14 protein-coding genes and 1 pseudogene are annotated in these 17,774 nt (G+C 46.2%); 4 read left to right on the plus strand and 11 right to left on the minus strand.

Annotated elements, in window-relative coordinates; all coding sequences use genetic code 11:
• Positions 1-150: 150 nt before the first annotated feature.
• The gene (locus QUA25_RS16150) at positions 151-1,191 is read right to left on the minus strand and encodes a tetratricopeptide repeat protein (RefSeq protein WP_333039558.1); all 1,041 of its coding nucleotides are present in this window, start codon (positions 1,189-1,191) and stop codon (positions 151-153) included.
• A gap of 179 nt (positions 1,192-1,370) precedes the next feature.
• Between QUA25_RS16150 and QUA25_RS16155 the strand changes: the two genes are divergently transcribed.
• Positions 1,371-1,514 carry a hypothetical protein gene (locus QUA25_RS16155; protein WP_333039560.1) on the plus strand — a complete coding sequence of 48 codons (144 nt, stop codon included), beginning with the start codon at positions 1,371-1,373 and terminating at the stop codon, positions 1,512-1,514.
• Positions 1,515-1,644: 130 nt separating this feature from the next.
• On the opposite strand, the gene QUA25_RS16160 is transcribed toward QUA25_RS16155, so the two are convergent.
• The 6 genes from QUA25_RS16160 to QUA25_RS16185 form a co-directional block, all read right to left on the minus strand.
• Entirely contained in the window at positions 1,645-2,418 is a 774-nt protein-coding gene (locus QUA25_RS16160) for a BMC domain-containing protein (RefSeq protein WP_190731639.1), read from the minus strand.
• Positions 2,419-2,623: 205 nt separating this feature from the next.
• The gene (locus QUA25_RS16165) at positions 2,624-3,304 is read right to left on the minus strand and encodes a carbon dioxide concentrating mechanism protein (RefSeq protein WP_333039562.1); all 681 of its coding nucleotides are present in this window, start codon (positions 3,302-3,304) and stop codon (positions 2,624-2,626) included.
• 289 nt (positions 3,305-3,593) lie between these two features.
• Positions 3,594-5,231: a ribulose bisphosphate carboxylase small subunit gene (locus tag QUA25_RS16170; RefSeq protein ID WP_333039564.1), complete on the minus strand. Its 1,638-nt coding sequence runs from the start codon at positions 5,229-5,231 to the stop codon at positions 3,594-3,596.
• Positions 5,232-5,348: 117 nt separating this feature from the next.
• A complete protein-coding gene (locus QUA25_RS16175) occupies positions 5,349-5,654 on the minus strand; it encodes a EutN/CcmL family microcompartment protein (protein WP_006635057.1) in 306 nt (101 codons plus the stop codon).
• A 263-nt stretch (positions 5,655-5,917) separates the two neighbouring features.
• On the minus strand, positions 5,918-6,259 hold the full coding sequence (locus tag QUA25_RS16180) for a carbon dioxide-concentrating mechanism protein CcmK (protein WP_006635058.1): 342 nt from the start codon (positions 6,257-6,259) through the stop codon (positions 5,918-5,920).
• Between the two features lie 96 nt (positions 6,260-6,355).
• Positions 6,356-6,667: a carbon dioxide-concentrating mechanism protein CcmK gene (locus QUA25_RS16185; RefSeq protein ID WP_006635059.1), complete on the minus strand. Its 312-nt coding sequence runs from the start codon at positions 6,665-6,667 to the stop codon at positions 6,356-6,358.
• 623 nt (positions 6,668-7,290) lie between these two features.
• On the opposite strand from QUA25_RS16185, the gene QUA25_RS16190 reads away from it, so the two are divergent.
• A complete protein-coding gene (locus QUA25_RS16190; protein WP_333039567.1) occupies positions 7,291-9,165 on the plus strand; it encodes an NAD(P)H-quinone oxidoreductase subunit F in 1,875 nt (624 codons plus the stop codon).
• Positions 9,166-9,309: 144 nt separating this feature from the next.
• On the opposite strand, the pseudogene QUA25_RS16195 reads toward QUA25_RS16190, so the two are convergent.
• Positions 9,310-9,921 (minus strand): annotated as a pseudogene (locus tag QUA25_RS16195) (Uma2 family endonuclease).
• A gap of 128 nt (positions 9,922-10,049) precedes the next feature.
• Between QUA25_RS16195 and QUA25_RS16200 the strand changes: the two are divergent.
• Together QUA25_RS16200 and QUA25_RS16205 are read left to right on the plus strand one after the other, a co-directional pair.
• A complete protein-coding gene (locus QUA25_RS16200; protein WP_333039569.1) occupies positions 10,050-11,564 on the plus strand; it encodes an NADH-quinone oxidoreductase subunit M in 1,515 nt (504 codons plus the stop codon).
• Between the two features lie 174 nt (positions 11,565-11,738).
• Complete coding sequence (locus QUA25_RS16205) at positions 11,739-12,905, plus strand: CO2 hydration protein (protein ID WP_333039571.1); 1,167 nt, start codon at positions 11,739-11,741, stop codon at positions 12,903-12,905.
• Between the two features lie 349 nt (positions 12,906-13,254).
• Here QUA25_RS16205 and QUA25_RS16210 read toward each other — a convergent pair whose 3' ends face one another.
• The 3 genes from QUA25_RS16210 to QUA25_RS16220 form a co-directional block, all read right to left on the minus strand.
• A complete protein-coding gene (locus tag QUA25_RS16210) occupies positions 13,255-13,974 on the minus strand; it encodes a PHP domain-containing protein (protein WP_333039572.1) in 720 nt (239 codons plus the stop codon).
• 399 nt (positions 13,975-14,373) lie between these two features.
• On the minus strand, positions 14,374-16,791 hold the full coding sequence (locus QUA25_RS16215; protein WP_333039573.1) for a bifunctional serine/threonine-protein kinase/ABC transporter substrate-binding protein: 2,418 nt from the start codon (positions 16,789-16,791) through the stop codon (positions 14,374-14,376).
• Positions 16,792-16,960: 169 nt separating this feature from the next.
• Positions 16,961-17,722, minus strand: coding sequence for a ZIP family zinc transporter (locus QUA25_RS16220; protein ID WP_333039575.1), 762 nt, complete (start codon positions 17,720-17,722; stop codon positions 16,961-16,963).
• Positions 17,723-17,774 lie beyond the last annotated feature (52 nt).

Below are 17,774 nucleotides of genomic sequence, written 5' to 3' on the forward strand. Positions count from 1 at the left end.
TTAAACGGAAAAACTTTTTGACTCCAACTTTTTACAACTGATAAAAAAATTCCACACACATCTGCGGAATGTGGGTTGCATCTGCGCTTTCCTCGCTCAAAGATTTAGGCAATAAGTCTAATGACTAAGGGCTACTGACTACTGACTAAATCAATCATTAATAAATTCACCTTCACAGATAATCGAGTCTCGGTTCTCCAAATCTTCTTGATTCCAGACCGCGTTTAATGCTGCTGAACTTAAGGAAGTTGACATCGTATTTAATGTTGTGTTGTAGTATTCAGCAGCATTATTAAGTTCGACCTGTGGCGCTTCCTTGAAGTACGAATTAATATCAGGCGTACACCTCTGTGCTTGGTAGTATAAATAAGCTTCAGCATTAATGCACATTACATGGTAGAAATCCTTATTGGCTGCCGTAATATCTCCAAGTTTATACAGCGCTAAACCCCGGTTGAGATAAGCTTTAACATAGTTCGGATCGAGTTCTACGGCTTTGTCAAAGTCTTCAATTGCAAGCTGCATTTGTTTTAATTTATAGCGAACGCAACCTCTGTTATAATAGGCATAAACATTTTGTGGATCGATCGCGAGTGCTGTGTTGTAATCGGCCAGCGCCTGCGTATTGTCTCCTAATTGGTGGTAACAGAGACCGCGATTTATGTAAGCTTTGATATATTTGGGATTCAACCGCAGCGTTTCGTTAAAGTTTTCTGTTGCTGCCTCTTTTTCTCCCAAAAGGTAGTAAGCGCGCCCCCGGTTGTAATAGGTTTTATAATTGTTGGAATTGATAGATAGAGCTCGATTGTAGTCTTCTATTGCTTCTTCGTAATTTCCTAAATTAGCAAGTACAAGTCCCCGGTTGTTGTAGATAGCGTGGCTGTTAGGCTTATTTGCTAAAGCACAGTTTAGATCCTCAATGGCTTTTTCGTGTTCTCCGAGATGACGCCAAGCATTGCCTCGATTCAAGTAAGCCTCGAACAAATTAGGGTTGATATCTAGGGCTTGGCTGAGGTCTGCGATCGCTTTTTGGTAGTCTTTCATGTAATAGTAAACCAAGCCGCGATTGTTATAGGCTTTGGCATCGGCGGGATTGAGTTGCAGTATCTGATCGAAGTCCTCAAGTGCCGCTTCATAGTTTCCTTTCTTGGCGCTGTGCAAACCGCGCTTGTAAAATTGTTTGAGGTTCATAGGTCCACTTTCAGGATTGCTTGATTCTGGGGGTTGATTCCTGTGCAGTCAGTCTGGAGTTAGACAGCCGTTAATCTGTTTAAAGAGCATCCACCTGCGGTCAAAGTAACTCTTAAATGATTCCCGGAAATCTACCCTAAACAGAATTTGTGGTTTATTTTAACAGTAGTTAAATCCTGTTGAAAGGCTCTGCACGTCCGCTGGATTTACTTATTAGTCAGTTCGATAGTTTACCCGACGATCGACTTGCTCTCAAAAGTCTAGTTTTACTTGGTGCTCTGTGTCTCTTGATGCGGCGGCGATCGGCTCGATCGGCAAATTAAGTTTGAGACCGCTACTCAGTATAAATTGTTGCCAGCAGTCCCACCGAGTAAACTCTATATTTTTTTGACAAACTGCGTCTCAGTATTTGCAGCAGCACGTCTCTACAAACTTTTGTTGCCTAATTACCAATTACCGATTGATTTCCTCTTCCACATAAACCCTCAATTTCTCCAAATCTGGAAGTTCGATCAATTCTTGTTCCTTTTCCTTAACCGACACGGGCATCATCACAGGTTTACGCTGCTCGATCCAGCAACTCGCCAGCGGTAAAGTTTGTTCCAAATCTTCCAAAGGCCTGGGAATTACCATCACCGCGTTCAACTCGCCAATTCGCTCAGCTTCGTACATCCCCGCTTCTACGGCTACTGCTACATCTGCAACTGCACCGCGAATAATTGCCGTGCACAAGCCGGCGCCAATTTTCTCGTAAGCTGCCAAGTGTACGTCTGCGGATTTGAGCATAGCATCGCAAGCACCGACCATTGCCGGAAATCCCCGGGTTTCGAGCAAACCGATCGCCTGATTGCTAAGCCGAGAATAACTGCCTTTTTCCGAAAGTTCAGTCAGCCGAAAGCCGATCGGCAAAACCACTTCCAAATTAGCCAAAGGTCTAGGAATCACCAACTTAGAAACAAACTGCCCGAACTGTTCGGCAGTTTGAGCTCCAGCTTCCACAGCCAAACGCACATCCGAAATTCTGCCCCGGACGATCGCGGTACAGTGGCCGGAACCAATTTTTTCGTATCCTACTAAAATCACTCCTGCCGACTTCAGCATCATGTCAGCAGTCCCCACAATTGCCGGAAAACTCTTGGTGGATACCAAACCCAAAGCAGTGTCTTTGAAGTATTCCTGGCGCTGCGATCGCTCTTCGTGACTGTTACGATCTGTTTGTCCGTCCATCTTCTATTACCCTTAGAAACTTCCCAAAATAAAAATTTGTTGATAGTTTATAGTTTCTCAGATGAGAAGACAGACTGCACGAGCTACAAGACACAGATTGCTGCGGCAAGGCCTTACCAATTGCTGAGCTACCAATAATATGAGATTACCTATTTATATTTGATCTTTCTGCCTTCAGCATAGCTGCCTTTTGCGGAAATGACGGCTACCCGGAACCGCCCGATAGAGTTTGGCCGTTTTCCTCCGGTCGATTAAAAGCTTGCCGGTGCGGAAACAGCGTCCCCAACAGCCGATTGATGTGAGCTTGACCGTACAGAATAGTTGGCGTTTCCCCTGGTTGGGGCGGCTCTGCGGCAGTGGATTCCGGCGGTTCTGGGGCAGTCTCCGGCGCTGTTTGAGGCGGTGTTTGGGCGGGTTGTGGCGGCTCGATCGGCTCGATCTGTCGATCCACTGGTGGCGTAGTGGCTTCGGGGGTTTCTGGTGATGTTGGCGCTGCTGTTGGCGCTGTTGCGGTTGCTTCTTCTGCGGCGGCTTGGCGGCTGGTATCTCCCATTAGAGAACCTGCTGCCATAATTTGCATTTTCTCGATACAAGGATTGATTAGGGTCGTCCCGGCGCCAATACAGGCATTTTCCCCGATCGTTCCGGCACCTACCACCAGCACTCCTGCACCCAGAATAACGCCCGCCGCGATTTCCAGAGTACCTTCACGGGCGTGAAGGATAACTCCCATACCGATACAGGCACCGGCGGCGATCGAGATCCGGCTGCCCGGCTCTGCTTGCAGGATTGCTCCAGGGGCGATCGCCGCACCCTCATTCACAACTACATCGCCACTCATCAAAATCTGAGAGTTGCTACTTAATTGCAGTGGCGATAAATACATTCGACTTCACCATGAAAGGAGCTATTTTTTTCGATAAAACGACTTTAAATTATGGATTTTCTCGACTGATAAATTTAACCATGTCAATCTAAGAAACGATAATTTACTAATACTGAGAATCTTGATGCTTTAACGTTTTATAGAAACTTTCCGAAGATTCTAGATTTTGACCAACATTTCTCATTCGAGCTTTTTAACTATCTCAAATCCTACTTCAATCCGCTTGGGTTTCTCCCGTTTGCCCCAGTGCGAGGGCTTAACGGAAGAAACAGGCTAATTACCAGGCAAATTAAGGTCGTTGGATAATTTCTTCGAGTACCCGGCGCTTCGCCTTGGAGTCGATGCCGAGCAAGCGGACGTACTCGCCGCTGTGTTCTTTGAGACAGCTTTCGAGGGCAGAAATCACTTCGGATTCGCGGTTGGATGAGATCGGAGCACAACTGCTCCAAGAACCGGTGCGGAAACGGCGCGCGTCGGCGTGTTCCGTGCCAATTTTGTAGCCTTGGGAAAGCAGGTTGCGGATTTGGTCGATCGTCTTGCCGGTCAAACTTCCGCTGCTGGCCGAACCAGTCGAAGCTGCTTTGTATCCCGAGGTTGCTGCAGGCTTAGCCGATTGAGCAACTGGGCCGTCGGGACGCTGAATAATTTCTTCAACTATGCGTCGCTTAGCTTTCGGGTCAATCCCGATCAAGCGCACGTATTCGCCTGGGTACTGATTCATCACAGCTTCCAAAGCGGCGATCGCCTCAGATTCGTTTCTGACTTGCAGTGAAGCCCCGCTTTGCCAAGAACTGGTGCGGAAGCGGCGGGCGTCGGCGTGTTCCGTCCCCACCTTGTAGCCTTGAGCTAGCAAGCCGCGAACCTGAGCCACTGTTTCGGCACTCAATTTTCCGCTTGACACGGAACCGCTATTGTGGTGTGAAGCTTGTTGTGCAACTTTACCGTTAGATTGGTGAGTTTTCGCACCGTTTGAACCGTTAGAGCCGTTGTCTCCCGGTCTTTGGACGATTTCTTCTAGTACGCGGCGCTTGGCTTTGGTGTCAATCCCGATCAAGCGGACGTATTCTCCTTGGTGCTCGGCCATGCAAGCTGACAAAGCCGCGATTACTTCAGAGTCGCGCTTTGAGGCAATCGGGCCGCAAGTGCGCCAAGAACCGGTCCGGAAGCGGCGTGCGTCGGCGTGTTCGGCTCCCACGCTGTATCCTTGGGCTAGTAAATTGCGGATGCTATCGGCAAGAGTTGAACTCAATTGGGTGCCGGCATGGGTAGAATATTTGGTTTGAGTCATATTTGGGTTTTTAGTTTGCTCGTTGCGAATTGGTGCTAGACAGGCGATGTTCTCAGCGCAGCGATAACCCGTTCTCAGAGCGTCATTGATGCCGATGACATGGGTCGCAAATTGAATGTCAGAATCTTGAACGTCAGGCAAGCGATCGGCTTGCTTCTGATTAGTGATGATGGCTCCCGAAGGTACGTACTTACCGGGGGGAATCTCCACATCTTTAATTAGTACGTGCATCATGACAATGCAGCCGTTCCCCACTCTGGCATTGAACACCGTAGAGCGAAAGCCGATAAAGCAGTTGTCGCCCACGTATGCCGGGCCGTGAATTAAACTCATGTGGGTGAGGGAAGTATTTTTCCCCACCCACACAGAATAGGATTTGTCGTCGTCTCCTGTGACTCGGCCTTGTTCTAGGCCGTGAATCACTACTCCGTCTTGAATGTTGCTTCCTTGTCCGATATAAAAAGGAGTGCCTTCATCGGCGCGGATAGATGTCCCGGGGGCAATCATCACATTAGAACCGATATGCACATCCCCAATAATATTAGAAAAGGAATGTACGAAGGCGGTGTCGTGAATTTGGGGCTCAGCCAAGTTTTTCGACCAAGGCGTCGGGGGAGCCGCAACGTTGCGGACTGCCATAAATTAAGTTCTCCTAAGCTGAAAAATTTTTTGTTAGTTGTTAGTTGTTAGTTGTTAGTTGTTAGTTGTTAGTTGTTAGTTATTTTTCCACTAACTGTTAACTGCTAACGGTTGCAACTAGCCGTACGGGTCGTCTTTTTTACTGTAAATGAGGCGGTTTTCTACATTGACAGTATCTATAATGCCTACTACTAGAGCATCGATCGGACGGTTTTCGCTTCCGGGCGCGATCCGGGCTGCGCTGCCTCGGGTTACTAAAACCCATTCATCTATACCAGCGCCCACACAGTCAGCGGCTACCTCATAGCCGGGAACTGGCGAACCTTCCTCATCGATGAATTGCAGCAGTAGAAATTTCGATCCTCTCAGTGTCGGCTCTTTTTGGGTACTGACAACTGTGCCGAGAACTTTGGCCATTTGCATTTTAGGTAATAGGTAATAGGTAATTGGTAACTGTCATTTTTACACTGTCACTTGTCTTTTTTTAATTAGCTCTGTCCTCAGTCCGCTGTCCGCTTTTTAGAGCTTCGTCTAGTAACTAATGACTTATGACTCATGACTCATGACTAATAACCAATATCCCATACCCACCTCAATTAAAAATTAAAAATGCTAAATCAAAAACAGCGCGATTTTTAATTTTTAATTTTTAATTACCAAACGCCCCTAACAGCCGATCGCCTATCTTATGATCTGTTGAGGGGGCGAATGCCGCTAACGCCTTCACGGAACTGTTCTACAGCTTCCGTGTAGCGAATCGGCAGCACGTACTCTAAGTTTTCGTGAGGGCGGGCGATAATGTGGGTGGACATCACTTGTCCGCCGTTAACGCGCTTCACTGACTCTACTCCGGCTGCGACAGAAGCTTGCACTTCCGAGACATCTCCTCTTACAATGACCGTAACCCGAGCGCTACCGATTTTTTCGTAGCCTACCAAGGTGACGCGGGCTGCTTTGACCATCGCGTCAGCGGCTTCTACCACTGCGGGGAAGCCTAGGGTTTCGATCATGCCAACTGCAATTGCCATTGGTTTTACTCCTGATTGAATATTTGGGGAACTAAACAGTTAATTTTTGACGATCGCACAAATTTTCCTTTAACGAAATTTTTGTGCGCTAAGAACTTAGTAGCCTCGGAACTGTTCTACTGCTTCTGTATATCGAATCGGCAGAACGTATTCTAGGTTTTCGTGGGGGCGAGCGATGATGTGGGTAGAGACGACTTCTCCGCCGTTCACACGCTTGACGGATTCCACTCCTGCTGCGACTGAGGCTTGGACTTCCGACACGTTGCCGCGCACAATTACGGTAACGCGGGCGCTGCCGATTTTTTCATAGCCCACGAGGGTAACGCGGGCAGCTTTGACCATAGCATCGGCAGCTTCCACCACAGCGGGAAAACCTTTTGTCTCAATCATTCCCACGGCAATTGACATTTTTGAATCTCCTTTGAGGATGAGCGAAATTACCGTTACAAATCTTTGAGAAATCTAAAAATTTGGACGGGGAGGCCCACATTTTTTAGTAATGCAGTGTAAAGCTTCCTATCCTATAAGAATAGGGGAATCTGTCCACCTTGACAATATAAACTAACATCATAATGTTTAATAACAAAAATTAAAATTTTTTATGTTACTTAAAATAATTTAATATTTATTTAATAATCTTAATATTTAGAGGGGTAGATACCGAGAGCGAGGGGGGATTAAAGTAAGTAATAATACTCATAAAGTAGAGTTCGGTATGTGAAGTCGGAGCTAATCACTGCCGGAAAAATTGGGGATTTCAAAAGGGGGATCGCAGGGAAATCGGCAAAAAAGGCAGTCTTGGCCCATCGGCAGGCATTTTTTTCTTTGAGTGCCTCTTCTACTAAGCAAGTAATTTTGTGTTGAGAGAATTCTCAGTTTAGATGCTTTAATGTATAGTGAATCTTGGGTGCAAATTATTTTGCCAGAACTATACGATCGGGTTTAGTCAAAGTTTTAGGGTATCACGCGATCGCCCGCAACTGTTTTTGTATAAAGGCAGCCCGTAATTTCAAGTTTAAGGGATAAATTAAATGACTCAATTTCTCCTCCAAGCCTGTTGGTGGGTACCTTTATATGGCTTAATAGGCGCAATTTTAACTTTGCCGTGGTCTACGGGAACCGTTCGGAGAACAGGCCCGAGGCCTGCGGCTTACTTCAATTTGCTGATGACGGTGTTGGCTTTCCTGCACGGGTCAGTTATTTTTACAGCGACTTGGGATCAACCGCCCCAACAGTTGCTCGTCCACTGGGTGCAAGCAGCAGATTTAGATTTGTCTTTTGCAATAGAAATCTCCACGGTCAGCGTCGGAGCAATGGAGTTAGTTAGTGTTCTGAGTTTGCTAGCACAAATTTACGCTCTAGGCTACATGGAAAAAGACTGGGCGCTAGCTCGATTTTTTGGGCTGATGGGTTTTTTTGAAGCGGCAATTAGCGGCATTGCCATTAGCGACTCGCTGCTTCTAACTTACGCTTTGTTGGAAGTGCTGACGCTTTCAACTTACTTGCTAGTCGGGTTTTGGTACGCTCAACCGCTGGTAGTAACAGCCGCTAGAGATGCGTTTTTAACCAAGCGTGTAGGAGACGTGCCACTGCTGATGGGAGTAGTGACGCTTTCAACTTTAGCAGGAAGTTTGAATTTTTCCGATTTGGAAACATGGGCTGAAACTGCAACTTTGTCTCCTGTAGTCGCCACTCTTTTAGGTTTGGCTTTAATCTCCGCACCTACGGCCAAGTGTGCTCAATTTCCCTTCCATCTATGGCTCGACGAGGCGATGGAAGGGCCCAACCCGGCTTCGATTATGCGGAATACGGTAGTTGTAGGCGCTGGGGCTTATGTTTTGATTAAACTTCAGCCTGTTTTAGCGCTTTCGCCGATCGCAGATGCGGTGCTGGTGGTTTTGGGTGCGGTGACGGCTGTTGGCGCTTCCTTGGTAGCGATCGCCCAAATCGACATCAAAAGAGCACTATCGCATTCTACCAGCGCTTCTTTGGGTTTGGTGTTTATCGCCGTGGGGCTAAATCAAGTTGACATTGCTTTGCTGTTGCTGTTCGCGCACTCGATCGCCAAAGGTCTATTATTCATGAGCGTCGGGTCAATTATTACCACAACTAACACTCAAGATTTAACAGAAATGGGTGGGTTGTGGTCGAAGATGCCTGCCACGACTACGGCTTATTTAGTAGGCGCTGCGGGGATGGTAGCGCTGTTGCCTTTGGGGAACTTTTGGGCGATGCGGCGCTGGCTCAACGGTTTTTGGACTGTGCCTTTGTGGCTGGTAATAGTGCTGCTTTTAGTTAACGGTTTGACAGCGCTAAATTTAACTCGCATATTCGGTTTAGTGTTTGTGGGAAAACCGCAGCCGAAAACTCGCAGAGCTCCAGAAGTTGGTTGGCCGATGGCTTTGCCGATGGTAATTTTGACGGTAATGGGGCTATTAGTTCCTTGGATGTTGCAGGAGTGGCAACTATTAATTAGTTGGACTGGGCCTTGGGCGGAAACGGGAGATTTTGATGCTTTAAATTTGCTTTTGAAGACGCTGGATACGCCACTGTTGTTGTTATCTGGGTTGATTGGCGTTGCGGTTGGGGTGGCGATTTATTGGTACGGGGTATTACCTCGACCGGTACGGCTGCCGGTGCCGGCGTTGCAGGATTTGTTTGCTTACGATTTTTATATCGATCGAGTTTACCGCTTGACTGTCGTTTGGGCTGTGGCTTTTATTTCTAAAATCAGCGCTTGGACTGATAAGTATGTGGTGGATGGGGCTGTGAATTTGTTCGGTTTTGCCACAATTTTCAGCGGTGAAGGGTTGAAGTACACTGGCACTGGTCAGTCGCAGTTTTATGTGTTGACTATTGCGGGGGGGGTTGCTGTGTTGCTGGCGTTGATTATTTGGCAGTTTTAAACTGTAGAGGTTTGCAGATGAATTTTTCGGGGTTTGTCTGCTTTTGGTCTGATGTTATTTAATTTTTAACCGCAGATGAGGGCGGATGAACGCAGATGAACGCAGATGATTTTAGTCTGGCTTTGTCTGCTTTTTTATCGAGTTTTATTCAAAATCGATCGGCCATAATTCGGTCACTGGAACTTCCCAACCTGGCAAAAGTTCGGGAATTGAAATCATGTCGCCGTCTCTCAATACCATTGGCTCGGCTATCGGAGTGTAAATTGTTACTGTATGCTTGTCTGGGTCGATTAATATTCCTACTTTGGCTCCGAGTTCGATGAATGATAAAATTTTTTCTCGGAGGGGTTTGAGGCGATCAGACTGAGATTTGATTTCTACCACTAAGTCGGGAACAAGTTCGGCAAAATACCTTTTACTTTGTTTGAGGCGATCGGCTACCACAAACGAAACGTCCGGTGCTGTAAGATTTGAATTGGGGAGAATAAACCCGCCGCTGGACTCAAACACTCGTCAGAGTTTGCGGGGTTTGACCCAGTTACGCAAAAGACTGCCAAACTCAAGTCCAATTTCGCTCGATACAATGTCTGATGGGCCCATAACGATAATCTTCCCGTCTACCAGTTCGAGTTGGTAGTCTAGATGTGCTTCGCAGAGTATACCTTGCAGTTCTTCCAAGTCGGCAACGGTGAGGCGGGTGGAAGGAGAACCGGATTTAATTTGCAAATCTTCTCGATCTGTAAGACTTGAGGTCATAGGAGGATTCCAGAGACATTTGAATCTATGTTAACAAGAAAATTAGCCGATCGCTTTTATATGTAGTTGCTTTGCGTTAATGTTAAATATAGCTCTAAATACTGTGTAACAAAGGAAAGTTTTAATTGATGCTCAGTGCTTTAATCTGGATACCAATGTTGGCTGCTGCCCTGATTGGGCTCTGGCCCGGTTCAGTGAGTTCTAAAATAGTTCGGAATGTCGCGATCGCCATTGCGGGTATAACTTTTATTCTCTCGGTGATTTTGGCAGTTCAGTTTGATGCCAGTACCAGTCAGTTGCAATTTTCGGAATTTATTCCTTGGGTAGATGTTTTGGGATTGAATTACAATCTCGGTGTTGATGGTTTGGCTCTGCCTTTGGTAATTTTAAATACTCTGCTGACAGGAATAGCTATTTACGCTACGGATGAGTCGATCCGCAGACCTCGACTTTATTATTCTTTGATTCTGTTAATTACCGGCGGCGTAACAGGGGCTTTTTTATCTCAAAATTTGCTGCTATTTTTCCTGTTTTTTGAGGTAGAATTGATTCCGCTTTACCTGTTAATTGCGATTTGGGGAGGCGAGCGCCGGGGTTACGCTGCTACTAAGTTTTTAATCTATACTGCATTTTCGGGAATTGTGCTGTTGGCTGCTTTCTTGGGGACTGGTTGGCTTAGCGGTGCTTCTAGTTTCGATATGGTTGGTGCAGCGGGCGCATCGCATTTGCAAGGAGGATTGCCATTGCCTTTGGTAAGGCAAATTGTTTTGCTGGCAGGGGTGTTGCTGGCTTTTGGAATTAAGATGCCTTTGGTGCCTTTTCATACTTGGCTGCCGGATGCTCACGTAGAAGCTTCGACGCCGGTTTCGGTGCTGCTGGCGGGGGTGCTTTTGAAGCTGGGAACTTATGGGATGCTGCGCTTTGGTTTGGGTTTGTTTCCCGATGCGTGGGCGGTGGCGGCACCTTGGTTGGCGAGTTGGGCTGTGGTAAGCGTGCTTTACGGAGCGAGTTGCGCGATCGCCCAAAAAGATATGAAAAAAATTGTAGCTTACAGTTCGATCGCTCACATGGGCTACATTTTGTTAGCTAGCGCCGCAGCTACTCCCATTAGTATGCTGGGAACTGTTTTGCAAATGGTTAGCCACGGTTTAATTTCGGGGCTGCTATTTTTGAGTGTCGGCGTTGTTTACAAAAAATCCGGCACCCGCAACATCGATGTGCTCAAAGGTTTATTCAATCCAGATCGCGGTTTGCCGATGATTGGCAGTTTAATGATCCTCGGTGTGATGGCAAGTGCCGGCATTCCGGGTTTGGCTGGATTTATTGCTGAATTTTTGATATTTCGGGGCAGTTTGCCAGTGTTTCCGGTGCAAACTTTCCTCTGCATGATCGGCACTGGTTTAACTTCAGTTTACTTTTTAATTATGGTCAACCGCGCCTTTTTCGGCCGCCTTTCGGATGTGGTGGTAAATTTGCCGCAAGTCCGCTGGCGCGATCGTATTCCTTCGCTGGTTTTAGCAATAATTATCGCCATCATGGGAGTGCAGCCGGGAGTTTTAGTTGGTTTGAGCGAAAAAACTGCGATCGGAATGGTAGCTAATGTGCCACCCCAAGTTAAAGTGATTGCTCAAAACTTGAAATAAAATATGACCTAGGTTCGTAGCATCGGACTTTAGTCGTATGGCAGTTTTCAATCCCATGAAATACAGCAGACGGCTGTAGGGACACGGCACTGGCGTGTCCCTACCTATTCCCTTCATCAGTGTATCCGTGTTCAAATCCGTGTCGTGCCTTCCTTCAATTCAGGTTAAATAAAAATGAAAAGTACCGTATTAAAACCCTCTTCCCATCCCCTAGCCGTATACATTGACCTCTTAGAATCAGGCAAAGCTTTACTGCCTGAGTCTACGGAAAATGTAGTTGAAGTTGTCGGCGTGCTGAAAAGTTATGGTATTGTTTTAGATGCCTATTCTCGCAATCTCAATTATATTGCAGAAGAACAGTTTTTAGTGCTTTTCCCGTTTTTTAAATATTTCAACGGAGATGTGACCGTGCCCAAATTAATGCGCTATTTATGGCACGATCGCATTAATTTTGAGTATGCTGAGTATTGCATGAGAACAATGCTTTGGCACGGCGGCGGCGGTTTGGACACTTATTTGGATTCCCCGGAATTTAGCAGTTTGGTCGAAAAAGCGATCGCGGCTAAGCTGAAAGGTAATTTTTTCATGCAAGCCCTCCACAAAGCATTTCCTGATTTTTTGCCCGAACAAGTGCGGATGCTAGCTTACTACACCGGTCTCGGTCAGTTTTGGCGAGTAATGAGCGATTTGTTCATAGACTTATCTGATTCCTACGATCGAGGAGAAACTAAGTCTATTTCTGATGTAGTTGATTTTGTCAAAGCCGGTTTAGTAGCCGCGGCCAGCCTACCGATTACCTACAGCGTCAAGATTGGCCCTCAAGTCTACGATATACTACCAGCGACGGCAAATTTGACATTTTTACCAGATGTAGCCGTGCCTTATGTAGAGGCTGTTTTCTTTCGGGGCACTGCGTTTTTTGGCACAGTTTCATACAATGCTCAAGCTCATCAAATCCCGGAAGAACAAAGAGAATTTGCCTACGGGGCTTTGTTTGCTGACCCTTTACCTATTGGAGGTGCAGGGATTCCGCCAACTCAATTGATGCAAGATATGCGGCATTTTCTGCCGGATTATTTGCACGAAGTTTATCGCACTAGCTGTCGGGGTGAAGACGATGTGCGGGTGCAAATTTGCCAGAGTTTTCAGAAGTCGATGTTTTGCGTGACGACGGCGACTATTTTGGGTTTAGCACCTCATCCCATGAATACCTCCGACCCAGAGGAAAAAAAGGCTAATCGAGCTTATTTGGAAGGTTGGATGGATCGATTTGGGAATTCTCGCTTGGATTGGGCAAATCAGCCAACTAACCGGGCCTGTCAGTTGTTCCCCGAACGGTAGAAGGGCGACTGCTATTTAGGGAGCCAGGTCTCTAGAAGTTGCAACTATATTACCTGAAAAAAGCAATTGCTTACTTTTGGATACCGAAAGCTCATCCTGGCGATCGCAATGATATCACGTCCCGTCAAATAGCCGTTATAAGGCAAGTAGTGGAAACTTCAGTCCTCAGACTTTTATTAGGACTGAAGTTTTCACTATCAAACAATTTTATGGTAGTCATTTTAGCGGACATAATATGACCTGAGAAACTGTTTGTTTTTGGGTCATTGTGATTGCTTTCATAAGACATATATCCGCTAACGCTTAGACTGGCAAGGACAGGGTAAAGCACTTCTTATTTCCCAAGTATCTAGATTCGGACTAGAAGACTCAGACCGTGAGAGTCCGTGCCACAAGTTCCCAGCAAACCATAACTTTCTGCTAAATCTTTGACTAAAGCAGTTTGTATGGGACTCGGTTTCCAAGGATTGGGATTACCGTAAGCATAGTAAATCTCTACACCGTCAATGCCGAAACGAGAGGCTTCTGGGATTAGTTTATCCGCAGTCGATCGATACCTGCAAGGATGTGCCAGAACTGCTAAACCTCCTGCTTCATGAATAGCTTCAATTACCCTGGCTGCTGAATAACAATAAGTGCCTTCAGTGCTTTTACCTCGTAGGTATGGTTTGAGACTGGGATGTTGCGGATCGAAGGCGTAACTGAGAATGTGTACCTCATTGTTGAGCAATTCGGCATTAATTTCAGCGCCTGTCCAAAGACTAGGTGCTTCGCTATTTTTGTCGGGATGGTTTAATTTCCAATTGTCCAGCCAAATTTGAGCTTTAACGTAGCCTTCGGTGCTGTGGTGGTCGGTGATAGCTAAGCCCTTGAGGCCGCGGGCTATGGCTTGTTCCATCAATTTCTCTGGCTGCAATCGCCCGTCGGAGTAGACTGTGTGCATATGAAAATTATAGGAACCCGGACAGCTATCGGCATCAATTGTCTGAAAGACTTGTTTGAGTGCTGAGATATTTTGGGCTTCTGGTTTGAGACTAGAACTTGTTGAGGAAGCGAGATTGACAGCCATAAGCGTTATTATAGAAAAAACTAACCTTGTTTAATATATCTAATAAATTGATATGTTGCACCTGTGGCAATAGTCGGCTGTAGGATTGAAACATCTATCGGATTGTTGCGTTCGGCACAAGATATCAATTCACTCGCACATCTTGCACAATTCTCTATCCAGCATTTTATCGTCGGGTGGGGGCGAGTTTATGAGAATATTGATTTTAGGCAATTATATTTGGTAAAACTCGTCCCCGACGGTTTGTTGACAAGGCCGGAAGATATCAATTACTCCCACATATTGCATCATTCTTAACAACAGGCTTTCCGGCCTATTCCACCAAGAGTAAATTTTTTTGTGGGGTAGGCATCCTGTCCGCCCTCTACAGGTTTGTTGACAATGGCACAAGATATCAATTCAATCGCACTTTAAACCTGCAGCTGCGGCTGTGGGAAATTCGATCGGCACAAAGGTAACGCCATATATTGCTGTAGAACAGGGTACAATATGCGCTACTCGTTTGGGAGGATTTTTCCGATTTCCCGTCTTTGAATCAAACTCAATTATACCCGTGGCTCCCTCGGCTTTAAAGTTTGGATCGGCTAAGGTTTTTTGCATGCCTTCGCGGCTAGGTTCTGGCTGCATTTCTAGGGCTTTAATCAGTGTCCGGGCGGCATCGTAGGTTAAAGCCGATCGAGTATTTACCGGGCCTCCCCACAATTTTTCCGCGTTGACAGGAAACTTTTTGTCAAAGCTTGCTAGCGGATGCCAAAACAGGGATATTCCCAGTTTTTCAATAGACTTTAACTGTTTTGCTACTTCTAACGTTCTCGGCTCGTAGAGAGTCCAGGGCCCGACAATCCAATTGCGATCGCCGTTAGCTTTTATCATTTCGATCGCATTTTCCAGGGAATTAGTGACTTGACCGTCGGGAATGACAAGTAAGGCTGTTTTTCCGGTATTCTCAACTTTTTGGATGGCTGCTTCGGCGTTAAAATTATTTTTAGATAAGTCGTAATAATTACTTAGCCTAAAAGTCGAGCCTCCTTTTGCTTCAAATTGCTTTTTGAATTCTTCCCACAAAGAAGCGCTGAACGGACTGTTGGGATTGTAAAATACTGCGGCTTTTTTCTCATCGACCAATAACAGTTGATTTACTAAAGCTTCAGCTTCTAGGCTAGTTGTCGGAGCCGTCCGAAAGAAAAATTTTCGAGGTTTTCGCGTCAGTTCTTCTGTGGTGCTTCCCGGAGAAATGGCGATTAGTTGATTTTGATTGTAAATATCTACTGTTTCCACAGTCATGTCGCTGGTGTAGTGTCCGATGACTGCTAGAATATCGGGCTGAGCGACCAGATAATTAGCCCTTTGAACGGCATAGGATTTGATATTGCCATCATCAGCAATGATGACTTTCAGACCTTTTTTCCTAATAGCTTTTGGTTCGAGAAAGCCTTGACCGGGAAAATCTTTATTGTTCTCATTTGCAGCCAGAAGACCTAAATTAACTTCGGTTTGAGCTTGAGCAATGCCACGCAGCAGTTCTTCGGCTAAATTTGCGTTGAGGATGCTGCCGTCCTGATTGCGGCGGATAGGGACAACAATTGCGATCGTGTAATATTCTGCATTTATTGCCTTCAGCAAAGCATTGTTGATGTAAATTAAAGTTTCTGGATCTCTGCGGTCTTCCCGCCAGGACTGTTTGAGCAATTTTAAAGCTTCGGGATAATTTGAGTCGGCAAACTCATTGATTCCCCTTTGTTTTGACCACAGGGCGGAGGTTTGCACTAAGAGTTTTTCGCCGGAACTTACACCATCGGCGGAGGGTGTAGGCAGCGTTTTTCCCGGCGGGGAAATTATCGAGATTAGCGGGGAAATTCTGGGGATTAAAAATACGATCGCCCCAAAAGCTGCAATCCCCGCAACGCCGAACAGCAGCCAGCGAAAGCGCGATCGCAACTTCCGCGAAGTTTTGGGTACTTGGGGCCCTGCGACGATCGACAAATCCAAGTCTTGCAAAACTTCATCAACAGATTGGTAGCGGTCTTGAAAGTGGAAACGCACCATCTTGGTTAAAATATTTTTGAGCTTGTTGCAAACCGGTTCAGATGTTAAATAATCCCAGACAATTTCACCAGTTTCGGGGTCTTGCGGCAGATTGGTGGGACGCCGCCCGGTGAGGGCTTGAATCGCGATAATTCCTACTGCATAAATATCATTATATGGTTGCGGGAGAGACCGCGTATCGTGTTGTTCGGCAGGCATATAACCCCTGGTGCCGATCGCCTGCGAGCTGAATATTTCACCAGTAGAGTTAGAGGTAAAAGTGCCGATTTCTTTGACGGCCCCAAAATCAATTAAAACAATTTTTTGATCAGTTTTGCGCCGAATTAAGTTAAAAGGTGTAATATCGCGGTGAATAATATTTTCTTGGTGGACTGATGTTAATATTTCCAGAACTTCCCGCAACAAAGCAACAGTTTGTTGCTCATTCCACTGATCGCCCGCAGTGAGTTCTTGACTAAGCGGATGTCCTTTAACGTATTCTTGCACTAAATAAAAATGGTCTTTTTTTTCAAAGCTATCGAATAATTCGGGAATGCGCGAGTTGTTGCCGAGACGGCGCAAAGCGCTAGCCTCCCTTTCAAATCGCTTCCTTGCCCTCTCCAAGACGCGCGGATCGTTCGATGAGGGAAAAGGAATTTCTTTAACGACGCACAGAGGATTATTAGGTTGGTTTATTTGTGCAGCCGTGTAGGTTCTAGCAAACCCTCCCTGTCCCAACAAAGCGATAATTTCGTAGCTTTCGTGCAGGATATACCCTGATTCGAGACACATAAATTTTTCAACACCTCTTGAGTGGCTGCGGTCTTTAAGGTTGATTATAAGCTTTTTCCCTGTCAGATACAGCTTGGCAACATATTAAATTCGTATGTGTCTATATCAAAAACACTATAAGTGTCAGCAATTCTACATTACTTTAGTGATCACCATGGCTAATTATCAATTATCTTTCGGCTAATTTACTGAGTACAAAAGCAGCTAAAAAACCGCAGACAGTAATTAGTCCAGCAAAATCGTGAGTTTCCTCGAATGCTTCGGGAATCATAGTATCTGAGATCATGGCTAAAATACCCCCGGCTGCTACTGCGGTAGTAGCGGCTATTACTTCCGCAGAAAAGCCACTGAAAACCGTATATCCTAACAATGATGCGATACCGGAAATAACTGCGATCGCGCCCCAAACTCCAAAAACGTAACCGATCGATCTCCCTGCTTTTTTCATACCGGCGGCGCTGGAGAGCCCTTCGGGAATGTTGGAAAGAAAAATTGCTGCTACTGTCACCCAACTAACACCGCCTCCAGAAATCATGCTGACACCAACGACGATCGACTCCGGTATTCCATCTAACAGCGCGCCGAGGGCGATGGCTAATCCGCCATCGCCTGACTCTGTTTTAGCTGGGTGCAATGCGCCCGATCGCTTGCGGTGTTTTGCTCCCTGTTGACTCAAAAACCAATTGGCGGCTGTGTAGACAGTAGCGCCCCCCAAAAAGCCGATCGCTGTAGAGTCGAAACCGCCGCGCTTGTAAGCTTCATCCATCAGTTCAAAGGATAGCGCTGAAATCAGCACACCAGCGCCAAAAGCCATAATTGTTGCGATCGCGCGCTGGGGAATGCTGACAAAGTAACCCACCGCCGCTCCCAGTAGCAATGCCGACCCCCCTAGTAAACCCCAAAATCCTGCCTGCAACCACACTGGAAACATCAGCCGCACCTCAAAGGAAAAAATTTTTTATCCCCGCCTAAAAATTATATAT

The organism is Microcoleus sp. Pol17C6 (genome assembly GCF_036701145.1).
GTDB lineage: Bacteria > Cyanobacteriota > Cyanobacteriia > Cyanobacteriales > Microcoleaceae > Microcoleus.

Excerpts from the sequence above, each read along its gene's own strand:
- QUA25_RS16150 (WP_333039558.1), bottom strand. The coding sequence starts at position 1,191 with ATGAACCTCAAACAATTTTACAAGCGCGGTTTGCACAGCGCCAAGAAA.
- QUA25_RS16160 (WP_190731639.1), bottom strand. The coding sequence starts at position 2,418 with ATGGACGGACAAACAGATCGTAACAGTCACGAAGAGCGATCGCAGCGC.
- QUA25_RS16165 (WP_333039562.1), bottom strand. The coding sequence starts at position 3,304 with ATGTATTTATCGCCACTGCAATTAAGTAGCAACTCTCAGATTTTGATG.
- QUA25_RS16170 (WP_333039564.1), bottom strand. The coding sequence starts at position 5,231 with ATGGCAGTCCGCAACGTTGCGGCTCCCCCGACGCCTTGGTCGAAAAAC.
- QUA25_RS16175 (WP_006635057.1), bottom strand. The coding sequence starts at position 5,654 with ATGCAAATGGCCAAAGTTCTCGGCACAGTTGTCAGTACCCAAAAAGAG.
- QUA25_RS16180 (WP_006635058.1), bottom strand. The coding sequence starts at position 6,259 with ATGGCAATTGCAGTTGGCATGATCGAAACCCTAGGCTTCCCCGCAGTG.
- QUA25_RS16185 (WP_006635059.1), bottom strand. The coding sequence starts at position 6,667 with ATGTCAATTGCCGTGGGAATGATTGAGACAAAAGGTTTTCCCGCTGTG.
- QUA25_RS16190 (WP_333039567.1), top strand. The coding sequence starts at position 7,291 with ATGACTCAATTTCTCCTCCAAGCCTGTTGGTGGGTACCTTTATATGGC.
- QUA25_RS16200 (WP_333039569.1), top strand. The coding sequence starts at position 10,050 with ATGCTCAGTGCTTTAATCTGGATACCAATGTTGGCTGCTGCCCTGATT.
- QUA25_RS16205 (WP_333039571.1), top strand. The coding sequence starts at position 11,739 with ATGAAAAGTACCGTATTAAAACCCTCTTCCCATCCCCTAGCCGTATAC.
- QUA25_RS16210 (WP_333039572.1), bottom strand. The coding sequence starts at position 13,974 with ATGGCTGTCAATCTCGCTTCCTCAACAAGTTCTAGTCTCAAACCAGAA.
- QUA25_RS16215 (WP_333039573.1), bottom strand. The coding sequence starts at position 16,791 with ATGTGTCTCGAATCAGGGTATATCCTGCACGAAAGCTACGAAATTATC.
- QUA25_RS16220 (WP_333039575.1), bottom strand. The coding sequence starts at position 17,722 with ATGTTTCCAGTGTGGTTGCAGGCAGGATTTTGGGGTTTACTAGGGGGG.